Source organism: Nitrospira sp. (assembly GCA_029194675.1).
Lineage (GTDB): Bacteria > Nitrospirota > Nitrospiria > Nitrospirales > Nitrospiraceae > Nitrospira_D.
Genome location: JARFXP010000003.1, coordinates 112465 through 127886, shown reverse-complemented (window position 1 = coordinate 127886; position 15422 = coordinate 112465). Strand labels below are relative to the sequence as shown.

Here is a 15422-nt window from a genome sequence, read left to right as displayed (position 1 = left end):
TCGAAAAAGTGGACGCCTTCAACCTATGATCTGAGGTCTGGAGGTGTGAGATGGAACGAGTTCCGCGACAGCAGTATACGAAGGAGTTCCGTGAGCAAGCGGTGCAGCTGGTCCTGGAACAGAAGTTGACGATTCCAGAGGTAGCAAGACGCCTGGCCATGTCGGGCAAGACGCTCGAGAACTGGGTGTGTCGAGCCCGGCGCGGTCAGCTCGCGACGCTGGGGGAGAGCCGACGGCCCGTGACAGAGCTGGAGGCCGAGGTCTCTCGGCTGAAGCGCGACCTGGCCGAGGCGCGGATGGAGCGCGACATCTTAAAAAAAGCCACCGCGTACTTTGCCAAGGCGCAGCTGCCCGGTACGCGCTCATGAGGACGCTGCGGCCCCAGTATCCCCTGAGTGTGTTGTGTCGGGTGCTGGAGGTGTCCCGAAGTGGGTACTATGCCTGGCGCACGCGCCGTCCCTCGAAGCGCGCTCAGGAGAACGCGCGCCTAGAAGTGGCGATCCAGGCCGCGCATGTGCGCACCCGGCAGACCTATGGGCCGGAACGTCTCCAAGCGGAATTGCGTGAGGATGGGTTCCCCGCTGGGGTCGGACGCATCAAACGGCTACGCAAGAAACTGAGACTACGTTGCAAACAGGTGCGCTGGTTCACGACCACGACGGATTCAAAGCACTCGCTGCCGGTGGCGGAGAATGTCTTGGCCCAAACGTTTGTCGCCACGCGCCCGAACGAGACCTGGGTCACCGACATCACGTATATCCCCACCGCAGAAGGGTGGTTGTATCTGGCGGGGATCAAAGATCTGTATACATGTGAGGTGGTTGGGCATGCGAGGGGGCGCGGATGACGACGGACTTGGTGCAGGGGGCGCTCAGGAACGCTCTCGACACCAAGCGCCCGGCCCCGGGGCTCATTCATCATTCTGATCGCGGCTCTCAATATTGTGCCCAGGACTATCAAGCGCAATTGCGGCAGTTCGGCCTGACCCCGTCTATGAGTCGGAAGGGCAACTGCTATGATAACGCGCCGATGGAGAGTTTCTGGGGAACGCTCAAGAATGAGCTGGTGCACCACCGGCGGTATGAAACACGGGAGCAGGCTCGGCGAGAGATCACGGAGTACATCGGTTTTCTATAACCGTCAGCGTCGGCATTCCAGGCTGGGAAATTGCTCGCCCGCGGTGTTTGCCCAGCAGTGGGCTCGTCAACAGCTGGCGGCGTGAGGCGGCAATTCATGGCGTCCACTATTGACAACCGGGGTCAGTCTGACCTCCTGTAGGACTGTCGCCCGTGTCATGGTGGCCCTCCCATGAATAGGGCCTCTGTCAACAGTCCACACGTAGCCCTGTTGAAATAGATTGACCGTTCACCTCCCCTGCGGGCTCGGTCGCCCAACCTTCCGGTTCAAAGACAGCCGCCCAATCTCCAGAACGAGGTGGAGACCTCAAGGCATATGCGGGCTCACGGTCTGTGCCTGTCCATCAGGGTGTACCAACCTGGCCCGACTGTCTCGTACACATGACACCTCATGCGGGCTGCAACCGGCGCGGGTCATAGGGCTGCTCGGATTTCAACACGCCGTACGCCGTGGTCAGCAGCTTGCGCGCCAAGGCCACGATCGCAATCTTCTTCCCCCGCCGCTTCGCAATCCGTGCATAGAACTGTTGGAGCGGCTTCACCCCCGCACTCTTCATGCGCACCACTGTATGGGCACACTGCAAGAGCATCCGCCGGACCTCACCCCCCATCCCGATTGATCCGTCCCACCTGCCGCACCGCGCCACTCTGATAAACCTAAAAACGGCAGTCAACGTGTCATGTCGGTGCAGCTTTGGAGGTCAAGAAGGTCGGAGGGCCCGCGGTTGAGAGCATGAAGGTGGCGAACGCGCGGGTGAGAATCGCCCGCAGGCGGTCGGCATCGGTCCATTGCTCCGCAGTGGCTTTGAGGGTCCTCAGAAAGCCCGCCACGTTGGGCAGCACAGCTTGGATGGCCGAGCGCTTGGCGTGCAAGCTGGTGATCGTGAGGCGCGTTTGTCCCGCGTGATGCGTGTGCGTAGCGACGCCATGCAGTAACAGCGGCCGGCTGGAGATCGCCTCGAAGTGCTTGTGTGGCTGGGCGAGCCGCACGAACAGCGTCCACCAGGTGTAGATCCGTGCCACCATCCGTGCCATGAGCCGGCAGCGCGCCAGGTCCTGCGTGGTCAAACCACCCCAGCCCCACTGATTCTTCAACTCATCGAAGTGATTTTCAGCATCGGCCCGCTCGCGATAGAGCTGGGCGAGGGCAAGGATCTCGTACCGGGTTGAGGTGACCAGCACGGCGTACTCGTACCGCTTGGTCGGCACGTCACTCTCAATGAAGGCAAGACGTTCCTGATCGTCATCCTTCTCGGTCATGAGCAGCTCGCCGGTGAGGGGTCGGCGCAACACCACCACGCGTCGTGCGCGACTCCACCCCGACAGCCTCAGCGTGTCCTCGACTCCTTCCCAGCTGTGTCCCGCCTCTTCCCACGCGGTGGAGCGGAAGAGTGTCTTGATGAGGGCCTTCACCTTGTTCGTGAGACGCAGCTTCGTGAGATACGGCTGGTCGCGGGTCTCGGCCTCACGCAGCACCCCCTCGTTGCCAAAAGCCACGTCCCCTCGCAGCACAGCGGGGCGCGCCGCCTTCGGCAAGGCATCCAGCCACGCCCAGATCCCGGGCATGTTGTGCAGCAGGGCTGACCCCGGTTGTCAATAGTGGACGCCATGAATTGCAGCCTCACGCCGCCAGCTGTTGACGGACCCATTGCTGGACAAACGCAGCGGGCGAGCGATTCCCGAGCCGAGAATGCCGCCGCTGACGGTTATAGAAGAGCTCGATGTACTCCGAGATCTCGCGCCGAGCCTGCTCACGGGTCTCGTAGCGACGATGATGCACCAGCTCATTCTTCAGCGTTCCCCAGAAACTCTCCATCGGCGCGTTGTCATAGCAATTCCCCTTCCGACTCATGGATGGGATCATGCCGAACTGCCTCAGCGTTGCTTGATACCCCTGGGCACAATATTGAGCCCCGCGATCGGAGTGATGAATGAGCCCCGGGGCTGGACGTTTGGTGTCGATGGCCTTCATCAGTGCATCCTGCACCAAGTCCGTCGTCATCCGGGCGTCCATCGCATGGCCGACCACCTCACAGGTGTAGAGATCCTTAACGCCAGCCAGATACAGCCATCCTTCCACGGTCGGCACATAGGTAATATCGGTGACCCAAGCCTCATTCGGTCGCCTGGTGGCAAAGGTCTGAGCCAACACGTTTTCCGCTACCGGCAGCGCATGCGTTGAATCCGTGGTTATTGTGAACCGGCGGACTTGTTGACAACGCAGTCCCAGTTTCTTGCGCAGTCGTTTGATACGCCCGACCCCAGCAGGGAACCCGTCGGCACGCAATTCTGCTTGGAGCCGCTCTGGGCCGTAGGTTTGCCGCGTGCGCACATGCGCGGCCTGGATCGCCACTTCCAGCCGCGCGTTCTCCTGGGCGCGCGTCGAGGGGCGGCGGGTGCACCAGGCATAGTACCCGCTTCGGGACACGTCGAGGACCCGGCACAACAGACGCAACGGATACTGGTGACGCAGCGTCCTCATGAGCGCGTACCGGGCAGCTGCGCCTTCGCAAAGTACGCGGTGGCTTTTTTTAGGATGTCACGCTCCATGCGTGCTTCAGCGAGATCGCGTTTGAGCCGAGACACCTCGGCCTCCAGCTCCGTCACGGGCCGTCGGCTCTCGCCCAGCGTCGCGAGCTGACCCTGCCGGGCTCGACACACCCAGCGCTCGAGGGTCTTGCCCGACATGGTGAGGCGTCTGGCTGCCTCCGGAATCGTCAACTTCTGTTCCAGGACCAGCTGCACCGCTTGCTCCCGAAACTCCTTCGTATACTGCTGTCGCGGAACTCGTTCCATCTCACACCTCCAGACCTCAGATCATAGGTTGAAGGCGTCCACTTTTTCGAGCCTAGCACAGGCCGTCTCATTCCCCGGTCGCACGTCCACCGCTCACGCGAGCCGCGTGGTGGCCATCACCGCGCTGTGATAGCTGTGCGAGGGGCGCCCTGGTTTCTTCGGGTTGTAGCCGACCACCGCCCCGTCCTGCTTGCCGTACAGGCACTTCACCGTTGTATCCAGGTCCAGAATCCACGGCGTAGTGAGTAACGGCTGCGTCGTCTTCGCCAGATGTCGGTTGAGCCAGACCACGCCCAACGACTCATCTATCCGGGCGAGTGCGCGTCGCACCGCATCCTCCGAAACCAGCTGCGCGACGCCCAGGAGCTCAGGGTGAATGCCGTCATGACGAATCGCTGTGATATGCGCATAGCGGTGGTGGCCACAGAGGATCGATAGCCGCAACGTCGCGAGCACGGCGCGCTTATCCGACGCATGGTTGCTCTGGTAGACCAGTGGGCAATCGGCCACCCACGCCTCAAATACGCCGCTCACCTTGAGAAATTCGATGAAGAAGGGCAACTGGCCAAGCGGCGTGACGGCCGCCGCTGGATCCCATTCGACGTGGATTCGCCCTCCGAAGGTATCAAGCGCGATCACCCCGTTCTGTCCTGCCAATGCCTTGCGTGTTGCCTCACCCATTCGGTGACTCCCTTTGCGCGAAGAACGATGCCCCCAATCCGCTTCCAGCAAGGCTATCCCGGAGCAGGCCGCTGCTTCAACTGCCGTTTCTAGGATAAATGGTGGGAGCCAAGGCCCCATAGTTGGCTACGGTCTTCTGGTCATCAAAGCGTCGCGCCTCATCCACCGCGCTCAGCACGACGCGGGACGCCAGCGGCCCGATGGCCGGCATGCTCTCCAGCAACGGACAGCGTCGATCCTCAATCGCCAGCAGCCGCTAGGTGAGTTGCTGCTCAGCGGTCACCAGCGTTGCGATGCTGGTCATGAAGGTCTCAAGGATCAGCCGCAACGGCGCACTCACCGGCAGCCGCACCAGCGCCCACAGGCCCCGCGTGGCCGGCTGCTCCCCCATCCACACCCGCTGCTTCCGCTCATTGACCGCATAACCCACCAGACTCTTGCCACTGACATCCAATCCGACGTACACCATACGCTGCCCCCGTTCGTTGGTGGTGATCGCTCACCGTGGACAGTTGGCCCATCAGGCCTCGACTGTCAACCGATTGAAAGGGGGCCCTATTCATGGAATCTCCTTGAGGGCGCACCCTAACCCAACTTCCGCAGTTGGGTCACCGCGGAGTCTTTTTTCGCCCGCTGCGTTCGGGCAACCCCGTGACAGCCCAATGGCCACCTACGTGAAACCACGATGTTGTGGCGGCCAACCCCATTGACCCCGGCCTGGCCTCTGGCGCATAAGGGCTCGCGATGTACCTGCGTCACATGACACGCCGCAAAGCTGGCCAGGTCCATACGTAGTGGCAACTGGTGCGGTCCGTGCGGATGGACTGCCGGGTTGTCCAGCAGACGGGGGCGCAGTTGGGTGAACGGGACGTGCAGGGCCGAGCGCGTGCGAAGGTGCTGGCTCAGGCGCTCATCGAGCGTGTCAGACAACCTAATCTGTTCACGCCGGCGGCCGCCTAGGACACAGGCATCCCGGTCCATTTGGATCGTGTGCGGCGGGAGTGGAGCCGCCGCTTCGGCGACGTGTGGTTGGGCTGGACACGGTGGCGCGCCGTGAGGCTCGAGACGATATTCTCGACGCTGCAGCCCGCAGGCCGTGAGGCGGCCCCCTGGGCGACCATGGCAGCCATCTTGGTCCTGGCCCGCCTGTGTGAACCGGCCGGTGAGTTGCACATTGCGGAGACCTGGTACCGGCAGACTGCGCTGGAGGATCTGCTGGGCGTGCCGGCGGACGTGGTCAATGACGACCGGCTCTATCGAGCCTTGGATCGCCTGCTGCCCCACAAGCGGGCGCTCGAGTCTCACCTGGTTGCCCGACTCCGGGAGCTCTGTTCGCGCTGGACTATGACCTGCTGCTCTCTGACGTGACGAGCACCTATTTCGAAGGGTACGCGGCCAATAATCCCCTCGCGCAACGAGGTGACAGCCGGGATCACCGACCGGACTGCAAGCAGGTGTGCCTCGCCTTGGTGGTCACGCGAGAAGGCGTGCCCCTGGGCTATGAGGTCTTCGCCGGTAACCGCCCCGACGTGACGACGGTCGAAGAGATCGTGGGGACGATGGAAGCCCGCTATGGGCTCGCGCAGCGGATCTGGTGATGGATCGGGGCATGACCAGTGAGGAGAATCTCGCATGGCTGCGGGCCAGTGGCCGCCGGTATCTGCTCGGCACGCCGAAGAGCGAATCACGCAAATGGACACGTGCGCTGAGCGACAAGCGAGACTGGACGACGGTGCGCGAGGGGATGACCGCGAACACCTGCCTTGGCCCCATGGGAACCGAGACGTTCCTGTTGGTCCGGTCGGTTGAACGGCGTGAGACGGAGCAGGCGATGCACAGGCGCTTCGGGCAGCGCATTGAGGGCGGGGTAGTACGCTTGGCCCGACGACTCAGCCAGGCGCGCCATCCCCTGGACCGAGGCCCTATCGAGCGGCAGATCGGCCGGCTCCTGGCGCACAATGCCCGCACCGCCGGACGGTACGTGATCGACGTGGTGGCAGACCCGACCACTGCGGCGGGCCTTCGGGTGACGTGGACCGTCCAGCCGGAGTGGGACGACTGGGCTCGCGTCAGCGAAGGCTGCGACGTGCGGCGCACCACCATGCCGGACTGGAGTCCGGAGGACTTGTGGCGCACCTATGTCCAACCCGCCGACGCCGAAGCCGCCTTCCGGATTTAGAAAAGCGACCCGGCCCTGCGCCCCATCTGGCATCAACGCGCTGACCGAGTCCAGGCTCACATCCTGGTCTGCTTCTTGGCCTATGTGCTGTGGAAGACTCTGGAACAGTGGCAGCAGCGGGCCAGCCTGGACCACAGCCCGCGGACCATCTTGGAGGAATTGCGGACCATTCAGAGCACCGATGTGGTGTTGCCAACGACCGATGAGCGGGAGGTCCGGCTGCGCTGCGTCGTGCGGCCGGATCGGGCTCAGGCCGCCTTGCTCGACCGGTTGGGCCTGGACTTGCTACACCGCTTGCGGATGACCTCGTCGGTCGCGGCAGCAGTCCCCGTGTAGTGCCGACTTTTGGCGAAACCCGTTGAAATCCCTGACTCTGACCTCACGAACTGCGGAAGGTGGGCTAACCCGGACAGATCATGTGCTAACTACACAAGGCAATTCTGTGACCTGGACAGAACGAAGGATTTCGTTTACACTTCTGAGTGTCATTGGGACGTATCTGGCTGGAGGAGCTTGTACAGGAGTTGAAACAAAAGAGGTCATCTATGAGAGCAACGGCGAAGGTTGTCGGATTCATGATGTTGGCTCTGGTCGCAACAGGTTGTAGCACGACACGCCAACAGAGCGCAGGCGCCGACGATAGGGAGTACACTCCCCCAACAAGCATTTACAACATTCTGGACAGCACCGCACTGGTCTACTCAGACCCGGCGGCTGGATCGCCCATCAACGATCACCCTCTTCGTTGGTTCACATTCGCCTCACATCCGATTGGCCAAGCGCTCGATTATGGGATCAATCGTCCGATCTATATGCTGGCTAGCGGATTCGCATATCTATCCGGCTACACGGCTGAAGACAATATGGTGAACGCACAACGCCGGTAGTACACCCAGTCCTTCTGCCTGATTGTCCACCAGGATCTCCTCCGGGATGCCACCGAACCATTCGAAGCTTCGGATCAGCCCGTCATAGGTGTGCTCCGCGTCCTCGCTGTCCGTGCACCAGAAGTGGAACCGCCGCGAGAAGCCCAGCGTATTGACGATGAAGTGGACGGTGGTCTCGACGCCGGCAATCAGCGTGCGGTGCTCGCCCCACTCGCTGTGCACCTGCCGGCCCGGGGCCGTTTCGAACCGCATCGTCGCCCGCCGAACGCGCCCGCTCGTTTGGGCCGGATATCGTCCCGCAGAATCGAGAGCCGGCCCGTCTACCCCTTGGCCTGCAGGTCCCGGAAAATCACCATCGGGTTCCAGACGTCCTCGGCCAGGAGTCGGTCGATGTCGGCTCGGTATGGATCCAACCGACTGCCTCGCCGACTCGGTCGCAGGGCTGGCGCCCCACCCCGGGTCAAGGCCCGGCGTACCGTCCGCAGGTGCACTCCGACCTGGTTGGTGATGTCACAGAGATAGAGCCCCCGTTGGGCCAATGCTTGAATCACCGTGAAGTCCTCCTTTCGCAGCATGCGTCCCTCCTCTGTCGTTGTGAGCAGTGAAGGGACATTGTCGTCGGTCTTCAGGGGACTTTCAGTTCGGTGATTTGGCGACTTATACCATCGGCGCTGACAGCGACGGCAGTGGGCATGACGCTGTCCCGGTCGCGGCGCCCGATCGAACCGGCGGCGGATCATCCCTGGCGCAAGCGATGGCGGTCGGAACGAGGACCACACCCGGCAGCAGCCGAAACATAAAACCTGACATTTCTATTTGGGCTTGACAGGGTACGGTCCTCTTCTCCGGCTACACGCGAGAGTGGAAGAGACCGAGATTGGTTCCGACCTCATGAAGAGCGGGGACTCGCATGGCATCGGCATTGCGTCAGTGTCACCCTGTGGGTGACACTGACGCCAAGGAGGAGCGCGATGCCTGAGCTGCTGCCATCTGAACAACTTCCCTTCGAGATTGATGACCGGTTTGATCCCCGCCTCGTCACCGCGCATACGGGCGTGCCGCTGGTGATCGAGCTGTTTCGCCAGGTCGGTGCCGCGCAGGTCGTCAATGCCCAGGTCCGCCTCAAACAGCGGCAGCGCGGCTTGACCTCCACGCAATTGGTGGAGACGCTGATCGCGTTGTGGACGGCGGGCGGGGACCGCTGCCAGGGCCTCAAGACGCTGCGAGTGGATGTCGCCTTGACGACGTTGCTGGGCTACGAGTTGCCCGCGGCCACGACGGTACGGGATCTCTTGGAGACCTTTCATGTGGAGGAGCCCCCGTTGTGGCGCATCGGCGAGAAGACGGCCATCCCTGAGGAGTCCGCGCCCTGGCGGGTGTCGGGACCGCGAACCGGCGCGTCCTGGCCGTTGTGCAGCTGGCGGCCCCGCAACGAACCGCCACACTGGACGTGGATGCGACGATCCTGGAAGCACACAAGCACACGGCGACCATGACGTACGAGAGCACACGAGGCTATCAACCCGTCATCGCGGTCTGGGCTGAGCAGGACGTCATTGTGCACGATGAATCCCGGGATGGGAATATGCCAGCCGGCTGTGGCAACGTGCGTGTCGTGGAGCGGGCCCTCGCCGCCTTGCCGCCCGGGATCACACAGACCTTCGTCCGGGGTGACAGCGCGTTGTATGAGCAGGATGTGCTCGCCTGGTGTGAGAAGCCGGCGCGGGGGATCTGCTATGCCATCAGTGCCGATATGAGTCCACAACTGCGAGCCGAGATCGGGCGGCTCCCGGAGCACGTCTGGCAGCCGGAGCGTGACGAGCCCGACGCGATCCACGAGTGGGCCGAGGTCCCGTATGTGCCCGAGGACGGCGACCATCGGAAGGATCGGCCTTGTGTCCGTCGTTATCTAGCCGTGCGGGTCCGCAAGCGGCAGGGTGAAACATTTCGCGATCGTGACGAACCGAGAGGGAGACGACCTGACGCTGATCCGCTGGCATCGGGAGAAAGCTGGCATCGTCGAACACGCCCATCATGTCCTGAAGAATGAGTTGGCGGCCGCGGCGCTCCCCAGCTAGAAGTTCGGCGTCTGGTTCCGGCTCAACATCCTGACCTACAACCTGCTCAGTGCGTTGAAGCGTCTGGCCTTACCCAGAGATTTGTCGGAGGCTCGGCCCAAGCGGCTACGGTTTCTGGTGTTCAACTGTCAAGGGGCACCCAAATGTGCCCAGTTATGGTCATCGAAAATTCCCCACACTGGGGTTACGTCGTCGTTGAAGCCTCCTCCATTCGCACGAGTCCGGCTTTGAGTTTGTCCTTGAGTCGGTACGAATGTCCGCGGATATTGATGGTGATGGCGTGGTGCAGGACCCGATCCAGGATCGCCGTCGCGAGCACGCGGTCGCCAAACACCTCCCCCCAGGCGCCGAAATTCTGATGACTGGTCAGAATCATCGGCCCCTTCTCGTAGCGGCGTGAGATGAGTTGGAAAAACACGTTCGCCCCCGTGCGGTCCATCGGCCAATAGCCAATCGCATCGATGATCAGGAGGCGCGGAATGGTGTAGAACTTCAGCTTGTCCTCCAGCCGATTCTCTAGCTGCGCGCGAGTCAGCAGGGCAATCATCGCGGCCGCCGTCGTAAATAACACGCGATAGCCCTGCGCAATGGCTTTGAGCCCGACCCCAATCGCCAGATGGCTTTTGCCCACGCCGGGTGGCCCGAGGATCACGACATTCTCGCCGTGCTCAATGCAGTGACACGTCGCCACCTGCTGGAGCTGCTTCTTATCCAGCGAGGGTTGATAGGCGAAATCGAAGGCCTCCAGGCTCTTCACGAACGGAACGCGGGCGAGACTGGTCCGCATCGTGATGTTCTTCTCCGCTTTTGCGGCGACTTCTTCGCCCAGGACCTGATCCAGGAAGTCGGCATACGAGAGCTCCTTCGTCGCCGCCTCCTGTAAGAGGGCGTCGAGCCGTTCGCGGCTCTGCAAGAGCCGCAGCGGCGTCAGCTGTTCACGGAGCCGGTCCAGTGGCGCGGCGTTCATGGCTGCACCTCGTGCGCCGCGGCGCTCCCACACAGCGCCTCGTAGCAGGCCAGATCCCGGCTCTCGACCTCGGGCAGCGACCCAGCACGTGGGCCCGGCTCGTGTATGGTCGAGCGCCGCTGGCGCGGGAGCCGCGCGATGGCGCCGGGGCCATGCTCCGGCAGGATGCCAAATTGGTGGTGGCCTGAGAGTACGGGATGCGTCGCCACCTCGCGATCGCGAGAGAAGATAGGCACCCGCTCGCCCCGTCGCTGCACCTCCACCCGCTGCCCGATGAAGCGGAACGGGACGGAATAGCGGTTCGTGTCCAGACTCACCAGATAGTCGTCGGCCACGATCCGGGAGACACGGGCTTCCTGCTGAAAACTCTGCTGACCCGCCAGGGGGACGAGCTGCTCGCGTTCTCGTTCGAACCGCACGATCGGTTGCTCATGCGTCGTGCCATGCAGGCGCTGATCGGCGCTCGTCGCGGTCCATTCATCGAGTTGGGTCTGGAAGTCCACCACATCGATGAACGTCCGTCCCGGTAGGAAATTCCGCTTCAGATACTTCACGCCCGATTCGACCTGGCCCTTCGTCTGTGCCCGATAGGGCCGACACACACGGGGTTCGAAGCCCCAGTCGTCGGCAAAGGCGTTGAATGTGGGGTTCCAGATCCGTCGTCCCGTCTCATCCGCGTAGCACACGGTCCGCGGCCGGTCATACAGATGTTCCCGCGTGTGGCCGCCGAAATGCGCAAAGGCCCGTTCATGGGCTTCCAGAAATTGCGCCAGTCGCTCATCGGCACAGGCGTGATAGACCCCACGGCGGCTGAAGCCCAATGTGAGCACGAACACGTGGATCACGACGGGGCCCGCACGAAAGGGCACGGTGGCTTGGCCCCAATCAATCTGACTCTGCTGGCCGGGCGGCGTCTCAAACCGGAGCAACGCCCGGTCCGCTTGCAGCTGGACTTCGCGCAGCGGCGCGACGAACCGCTTCACCGTCTCATAACTGCCAGGGGAGCCGTGATGCGCCCGCAGTGCCTGATAGAGAATCCGCGCCGAGTACCCGACCTGCGGCGCCCGGGCCCGCACACAGTCGGCATGAGCCGTCAGCAAGATCGCTGCCACCACGGCCCGCTGGTAGGGCTGCCATGTCGGCTGCCGCAGACTGCGGCGGACCGTCTTGCGATCCAAGTCCACGCGCCGCCCGATCTCCGAAATAGAGACTCGTGCTTCGTCAAACAACCGTCGGATCTCTGCCCACCGTGCCTCATCCACCATGCATGCCTCCCCAGCGGGATCCACCTGGGGCCGCATGATCGTTGTCTCGTTGGTCTCGTCAAGCTCCATCTCCCTCCTCCTTCTTAATAAGGGTGGGGAGAATTCACTGACCGCATCTGGGGATTATTGCATGACCGCTGACAGTCAACACGGTCGGGAAGGTCATTCAGCATGCGCGGCGCACACTCTTACGTCTCACGACGGCTGCGCAGCAGGCCATCTTGGCCCTGGCACGTAGCAACATCCTGGCGCTCCGCCCTACTTAGTCGGAGAATAGGGGGACGATGCGTCAGTGTGCTAGGCTCGAAAAAGTGGACGCCTTCAACCTATGATCTGAGGTCTGGAGGTGTGAGATGGAACGAGTTCCGCGACAGCAGTATACGAAGGAGTTCCGTGAGCAAGCGGTGCAGCTGGTCCTGGAACAGAAGTTGACGATTCCAGAGGTAGCAAGACGCCTGGCCATGTCGGGCAAGACGCTCGAGAACTGGGTGTGTCGAGCCCGGCGCGGTCAGCTCGCGACGCTGGGGGAGAGCCGACGGCCCGTGACAGAGCTGGAGGCCGAGGTCTCTCGGCTGAAGCGCGACCTGGCCGAGGCGCGGATGGAGCGCGACATCTTAAAAAAAGCCACCGCGTACTTTGCCAAGGCGCAGCTGCCCGGTACGCGCTCATGAGGACGCTGCGGCCCCAGTATCCCCTGAGTGTGTTGTGTCGGGTGCTGGAGGTGTCCCGAAGTGGGTACTATGCCTGGCGCACGCGCCGTCCCTCGAAGCGCGCTCAGGAGAACGCGCGCCTAGAAGTGGCGATCCAGGCCGCGCATGTGCGCACCCGGCAGACCTATGGGCCGGAACGTCTCCAAGCGGAATTGCGTGAGGATGGGTTCCCCGCTGGGGTCGGACGCATCAAACGGCTACGCAAGAAACTGAGACTACGTTGCAAACAGGTGCGCTGGTTCACGACCACGACGGATTCAAAGCACTCGCTGCCGGTGGCGGAGAATGTCTTGGCCCAAACGTTTGTCGCCACGCGCCCGAACGAGACCTGGGTCACCGACATCACGTATATCCCCACCGCAGAAGGGTGGTTGTATCTGGCGGGGATCAAAGATCTGTATACATGTGAGGTGGTTGGGCATGCGATGGGGGCGCGGATGACGACGGACTTGGTGCAGGGGGCGCTCAGGAACGCTCTCGACACCAAGCGCCCGGCCCCGGGGCTCATTCATCATTCTGATCGCGGCTCTCAATATTGTGCCCAGGACTATCAAGCGCAATTGCGGCAGTTCGGCCTGACCCCGTCTATGAGTCGGAAGGGCAACTGCTATGATAACGCGCCGATGGAGAGTTTCTGGGGAACGCTCAAGAATGAGCTGGTGCACCACCGGCGGTATGAAACACGGGAGCAGGCTCGGCGAGAGATCACGGAGTACATCGAGCTCTTCTATAACCGTCAGCGTCGGCATTCCAGGCTGGGAAATTGCTCGCCCGCGGTGTTTGCCCAGCAGTGGGCTCGTCAACAGCTGGCGGCGTGAGGCGGCAATTCATGGCGTCCACTATTGACAACCCAGGTCATCAGCTGTAGCTAGCCCATCACCTGTCCGGCTTAGGGTGGGCCCTCAAGGAGGGCCACCATGACACGGGCGACAGTCCTACAGGAGGTCAGACAGATGCGATTTGAAGAGCTGGATACACGGCGACAACGCCGGGAACTCACGATGGCCGAGGCGGCGGAGATGCTGGGGATCACGGAACGGACGTTTCGCCGCTGGACTACCCGCTACGAAGCCGAAGGCGCGGCGGGGTGAGCGGATCGGCGCCTGAATCGGGCCTCCGCTCGAGCAGCCCCGGTGGATGAGGTCGTGCAGATGGTGACCTTGTATGAGACTCGCTACACGGGGTGGACGGTGAAGCATTTCCACGAGCGCTGGCACCAGGAACACGGCGGCACACGCTCCTATACGTGGACCAAGAACCGGTTACAAGCGGCTGGCCACGTCACCCGTGCTCGTCGACGCGGGGCCCATCGCAAAAAGCGACCGCGCAACCCCTTGCCGGGGATGATGCTGCACCAGGACGGCTCCCGGCATGAGTGGGTGCCCGGCTGTCAGTGGGATCTCATTGCGACCCTGGATGATGCGACCACCGAGCTCTACTCCGCCTTCTTTGTCGAGGAAGAAGGGACGATGAGCAGCTTCCAGGGGCTGCGGGAGGTCATTGAGGCGAAGGGCCTGTTCAGTTCCCTCTATACGGATCGTGGGACGCATTACTGGCACACGGAAGAGACCGGAGGCAAGGTCGATAAGACGCGGCTCACGCAGGTGCATCGTGCCTTGCGGCAATTGGGGATCACTCTGATCCCGGCCTATTCGCCGGAAGCGCGGGGCCGCTCGGAACGCGTCTTCCGCCCCCTGCAAGATCGGCTGCCCAAAGAGTTGGCCCTGGTCGGGATCACCACGATGGCCGCGGCCAACCGGTATCTCGCCGAGCAGTTTCTTCCGGCCTACACCCGGCGGTTTGCGGGGTCGGCCATTGAAGCGGGGACGGCCTTCGTCCCATGGATTGGCCCGAACCTGGGCGATATGCTCTGTGTCCAAGAAGAACGGGTGGTGGCCAACGACAACACCGTGCGCTATCCGGGCCTGAGCGTGCAGATTCCCCCCGACCGGCATCGGTTCCATGATGTGAAGGTCACGGTTCGGGTCCATGCATATCCGGATGGCACGTTGGCGGTGTTCCATGGCCCCCGATGCTTGGCGCGGTATCAGTCGGATGGGCAGGTGATCGAGCTGGACGGGACTCCCGCAGGTCGTCGCAGCCCGACCCGTGGATCGGACAACCGACCGATCGTTGATCCTAGGCCAATTGTGCGCGAAAAAGTTTCGGCGCGCGGCTGTAATTCTTCGAGAAGAAAGACCGGACAGATCATGTGCTACAGAAACCGGACAACTTAACTTGCTATCTACACGTCGGCGATTGGTCGGTTGACTGACTCTAAGCTGCGTGTTAGCATCCCCAGAGTCGATTCAATGCTGCATTTTCCATGTTAATTTTGAGCTCTGATTCTTCTAGAGTGGGGCTGTGGCGCAGTTGGGAGCGCGCGTGAATGGCATTCACGAGGTCGCCGGTTCAATCCCGGCCAGCTCCACCAAACCGCACTTCGTGCGTACCGTCGGCTATTTGGGGTTTTTCATAATTGAGCCGACGGATAAGACCCACAAGTGCTGTGCAGTTTGCTGATATGTCGGTTGAACCGTTCGCTGGTTTTTGTAGTATCGTCATTGGCGCGATCGGCAAGAGCCCTTCAACCCACGTCGATATTTTTTGATTCACTGCTTGCGCGTGCCGGCCGCTCCTTTGAGGTTTATCGTAATCGTCGTGCCCGGATAGACGCCTCAAGTGTCTTAAATTCGGATTCTAGAATGTTCGTTGTGTTTATT

Annotated in this window: 20 protein-coding genes, 1 tRNA gene and 1 pseudogene; 12 read left to right on the top strand and 10 right to left on the bottom strand. The window is 62.1% G+C overall.

What is annotated here, in order from left to right; all coding sequences use genetic code 11:
• The first annotated feature begins 50 nt into the window (after window positions 1–50).
• Window positions 51–1222: pseudogene (locus tag P0120_15560) on the top strand (IS3 family transposase).
• 303 nt (window positions 1223–1525) lie between these two features.
• Here the strand turns inward: P0120_15560 and P0120_15555 are convergent.
• From P0120_15555 to P0120_15530, 6 genes are all read right to left on the bottom strand, one after another.
• Window positions 1526–1726: a hypothetical protein gene (locus P0120_15555; GenBank protein ID MDF0675735.1), complete on the bottom strand. Its 201-nt coding sequence runs from the start codon at window positions 1724–1726 to the stop codon at window positions 1526–1528.
• Between the two features lie 88 nt (window positions 1727–1814).
• A complete protein-coding gene (locus P0120_15550) occupies window positions 1815–2702 on the bottom strand; it encodes a transposase (GenBank protein ID MDF0675734.1) in 888 nt (295 codons plus the stop codon).
• Window positions 2703–2757: 55 nt separating this feature from the next.
• Window positions 2758–3932 (bottom strand): IS3 family transposase gene (locus P0120_15545; protein MDF0675733.1). Its coding sequence is split into 2 segments (ribosomal slippage): window positions 2758–3656 and window positions 3656–3932, totalling 1176 coding nucleotides; the frame shifts between segments, so codons are not numbered across the junction.
• 93 nt (window positions 3933–4025) lie between these two features.
• Window positions 4026–4613, bottom strand: a complete 588-nt coding sequence (locus P0120_15540) for a hypothetical protein (protein MDF0675732.1) — start codon at window positions 4611–4613, stop codon at window positions 4026–4028.
• A 76-nt stretch (window positions 4614–4689) separates the two neighbouring features.
• Window positions 4690–4836 carry a transposase gene (locus P0120_15535; protein ID MDF0675731.1) on the bottom strand — a complete coding sequence of 49 codons (147 nt, stop codon included), beginning with the start codon at window positions 4834–4836 and terminating at the stop codon, window positions 4690–4692.
• 33 nt (window positions 4837–4869) lie between these two features.
• On the bottom strand, window positions 4870–5082 hold the full coding sequence (locus tag P0120_15530; protein ID MDF0675730.1) for a hypothetical protein: 213 nt from the start codon (window positions 5080–5082) through the stop codon (window positions 4870–4872).
• A 335-nt stretch (window positions 5083–5417) separates the two neighbouring features.
• Here P0120_15530 and P0120_15525 point away from each other — a divergent pair, with 335 nt between their 5' ends.
• The 5 genes from P0120_15525 to P0120_15505 all read left to right on the top strand — a co-directional run bounded on the left by P0120_15525 (window position 5418) and on the right by P0120_15505 (window position 7128).
• Window positions 5418–5573 (top strand): hypothetical protein, encoded by a 156-nt coding sequence (locus P0120_15525; protein ID MDF0675729.1) that lies wholly within the window; start codon window positions 5418–5420, stop codon window positions 5571–5573.
• A 93-nt stretch (window positions 5574–5666) separates the two neighbouring features.
• Window positions 5667–5981, top strand: a complete 315-nt coding sequence (locus P0120_15520) for a hypothetical protein (protein MDF0675728.1) — start codon at window positions 5667–5669, stop codon at window positions 5979–5981.
• Window positions 5978–6211 (top strand): hypothetical protein, encoded by a 234-nt coding sequence (locus P0120_15515; GenBank protein ID MDF0675727.1) that lies wholly within the window; start codon window positions 5978–5980, stop codon window positions 6209–6211. Before P0120_15520 ends, P0120_15515 begins: the two co-directional genes overlap by 4 nt.
• Before the next feature lie 11 nt (window positions 6212–6222).
• Window positions 6223–6792, top strand: coding sequence for a hypothetical protein (locus P0120_15510; protein ID MDF0675726.1), 570 nt, complete (start codon window positions 6223–6225; stop codon window positions 6790–6792).
• Window positions 6793–6867: 75 nt separating this feature from the next.
• On the top strand, window positions 6868–7128 hold the full coding sequence (locus P0120_15505) for a hypothetical protein (GenBank protein MDF0675725.1): 261 nt from the start codon (window positions 6868–6870) through the stop codon (window positions 7126–7128).
• A 500-nt stretch (window positions 7129–7628) separates the two neighbouring features.
• On the opposite strand, the gene P0120_15500 is transcribed toward P0120_15505, so the two are convergent.
• Both P0120_15500 and P0120_15495 read right to left on the bottom strand, forming a co-directional pair.
• Window positions 7629–7931, bottom strand: a complete 303-nt coding sequence (locus P0120_15500) for a DDE-type integrase/transposase/recombinase (GenBank protein ID MDF0675724.1) — start codon at window positions 7929–7931, stop codon at window positions 7629–7631.
• Window positions 7932–7999: 68 nt separating this feature from the next.
• Complete coding sequence (locus tag P0120_15495; GenBank protein MDF0675723.1) at window positions 8000–8254, bottom strand: hypothetical protein; 255 nt, start codon at window positions 8252–8254, stop codon at window positions 8000–8002.
• Between the two features lie 396 nt (window positions 8255–8650).
• Here P0120_15495 and P0120_15490 point away from each other — a divergent pair, with 396 nt between their 5' ends.
• Both P0120_15490 and P0120_15485 read left to right on the top strand, forming a co-directional pair.
• Window positions 8651–9175, top strand: coding sequence for a hypothetical protein (locus P0120_15490; GenBank protein ID MDF0675722.1), 525 nt, complete (start codon window positions 8651–8653; stop codon window positions 9173–9175).
• Complete coding sequence (locus P0120_15485) at window positions 9130–9729, top strand: transposase (protein ID MDF0675721.1); 600 nt, start codon at window positions 9130–9132, stop codon at window positions 9727–9729. Before P0120_15490 ends, P0120_15485 begins: the two co-directional genes overlap by 46 nt.
• A gap of 212 nt (window positions 9730–9941) precedes the next feature.
• On the opposite strand, the gene istB is transcribed toward P0120_15485, so the two are convergent.
• The gene (gene istB / locus P0120_15480) at window positions 9942–10724 is read right to left on the bottom strand and encodes an IS21-like element helper ATPase IstB (GenBank protein ID MDF0675720.1); all 783 of its coding nucleotides are present in this window, start codon (window positions 10722–10724) and stop codon (window positions 9942–9944) included.
• Entirely contained in the window at window positions 10721–12058 is a 1338-nt protein-coding gene (istA, locus tag P0120_15475; protein ID MDF0675719.1) for an IS21 family transposase, read from the bottom strand. The genes istB and istA overlap by 4 nt, the downstream gene beginning before the upstream one ends.
• A 284-nt stretch (window positions 12059–12342) precedes the next feature.
• On the opposite strand from istA, the gene P0120_15470 reads away from it, so the two are divergent.
• From P0120_15470 to P0120_15455, 4 genes are all read left to right on the top strand, one after another.
• Window positions 12343–13517 (top strand): IS3 family transposase gene (locus tag P0120_15470; GenBank protein ID MDF0675718.1). Its coding sequence is split into 2 segments (ribosomal slippage): window positions 12343–12619 and window positions 12619–13517, totalling 1176 coding nucleotides; the frame shifts between segments, so codons are not numbered across the junction.
• Window positions 13518–13616: 99 nt separating this feature from the next.
• Entirely contained in the window at window positions 13617–13790 is a 174-nt protein-coding gene (locus tag P0120_15465; GenBank protein ID MDF0675717.1) for a helix-turn-helix domain-containing protein, read from the top strand.
• A gap of 12 nt (window positions 13791–13802) precedes the next feature.
• Complete coding sequence (locus tag P0120_15460; GenBank protein MDF0675716.1) at window positions 13803–14936, top strand: ISNCY family transposase; 1134 nt, start codon at window positions 13803–13805, stop codon at window positions 14934–14936.
• 121 nt (window positions 14937–15057) lie between these two features.
• Window positions 15058–15133, top strand: a tRNA-Ala gene (locus tag P0120_15455).
• The last annotated feature ends 289 nt before the right edge of the window (window positions 15134–15422 follow it).

What these genes read in the sequence shown, in the direction of transcription:
- P0120_15555 (MDF0675735.1), bottom strand. Translation starts at nt 1,726, where the DNA reads ATGCTCTTGCAGTGTGCCCATACAGTGGTGCGCATGAAGAGTGCGGGG.
- P0120_15550 (MDF0675734.1), bottom strand. Translation starts at nt 2,702, where the DNA reads ATGCCCGGGATCTGGGCGTGGCTGGATGCCTTGCCGAAGGCGGCGCGC.
- P0120_15540 (MDF0675732.1), bottom strand. Translation starts at nt 4,613, where the DNA reads ATGGGTGAGGCAACACGCAAGGCATTGGCAGGACAGAACGGGGTGATC.
- P0120_15530 (MDF0675730.1), bottom strand. Translation starts at nt 5,082, where the DNA reads ATGGTGTACGTCGGATTGGATGTCAGTGGCAAGAGTCTGGTGGGTTAT.
- P0120_15510 (MDF0675726.1), top strand. Translation starts at nt 6,223, where the DNA reads ATGACCAGTGAGGAGAATCTCGCATGGCTGCGGGCCAGTGGCCGCCGG.
- P0120_15500 (MDF0675724.1), bottom strand. Translation starts at nt 7,931, where the DNA reads ATGCGGTTCGAAACGGCCCCGGGCCGGCAGGTGCACAGCGAGTGGGGC.
- P0120_15495 (MDF0675723.1), bottom strand. Translation starts at nt 8,254, where the DNA reads ATGCTGCGAAAGGAGGACTTCACGGTGATTCAAGCATTGGCCCAACGG.
- P0120_15490 (MDF0675722.1), top strand. Translation starts at nt 8,651, where the DNA reads ATGCCTGAGCTGCTGCCATCTGAACAACTTCCCTTCGAGATTGATGAC.
- istB (MDF0675720.1), bottom strand. Translation starts at nt 10,724, where the DNA reads ATGAACGCCGCGCCACTGGACCGGCTCCGTGAACAGCTGACGCCGCTG.
- istA (MDF0675719.1), bottom strand. Translation starts at nt 12,058, where the DNA reads ATGGAGCTTGACGAGACCAACGAGACAACGATCATGCGGCCCCAGGTG.
- P0120_15465 (MDF0675717.1), top strand. Translation starts at nt 13,617, where the DNA reads ATGACACGGGCGACAGTCCTACAGGAGGTCAGACAGATGCGATTTGAA.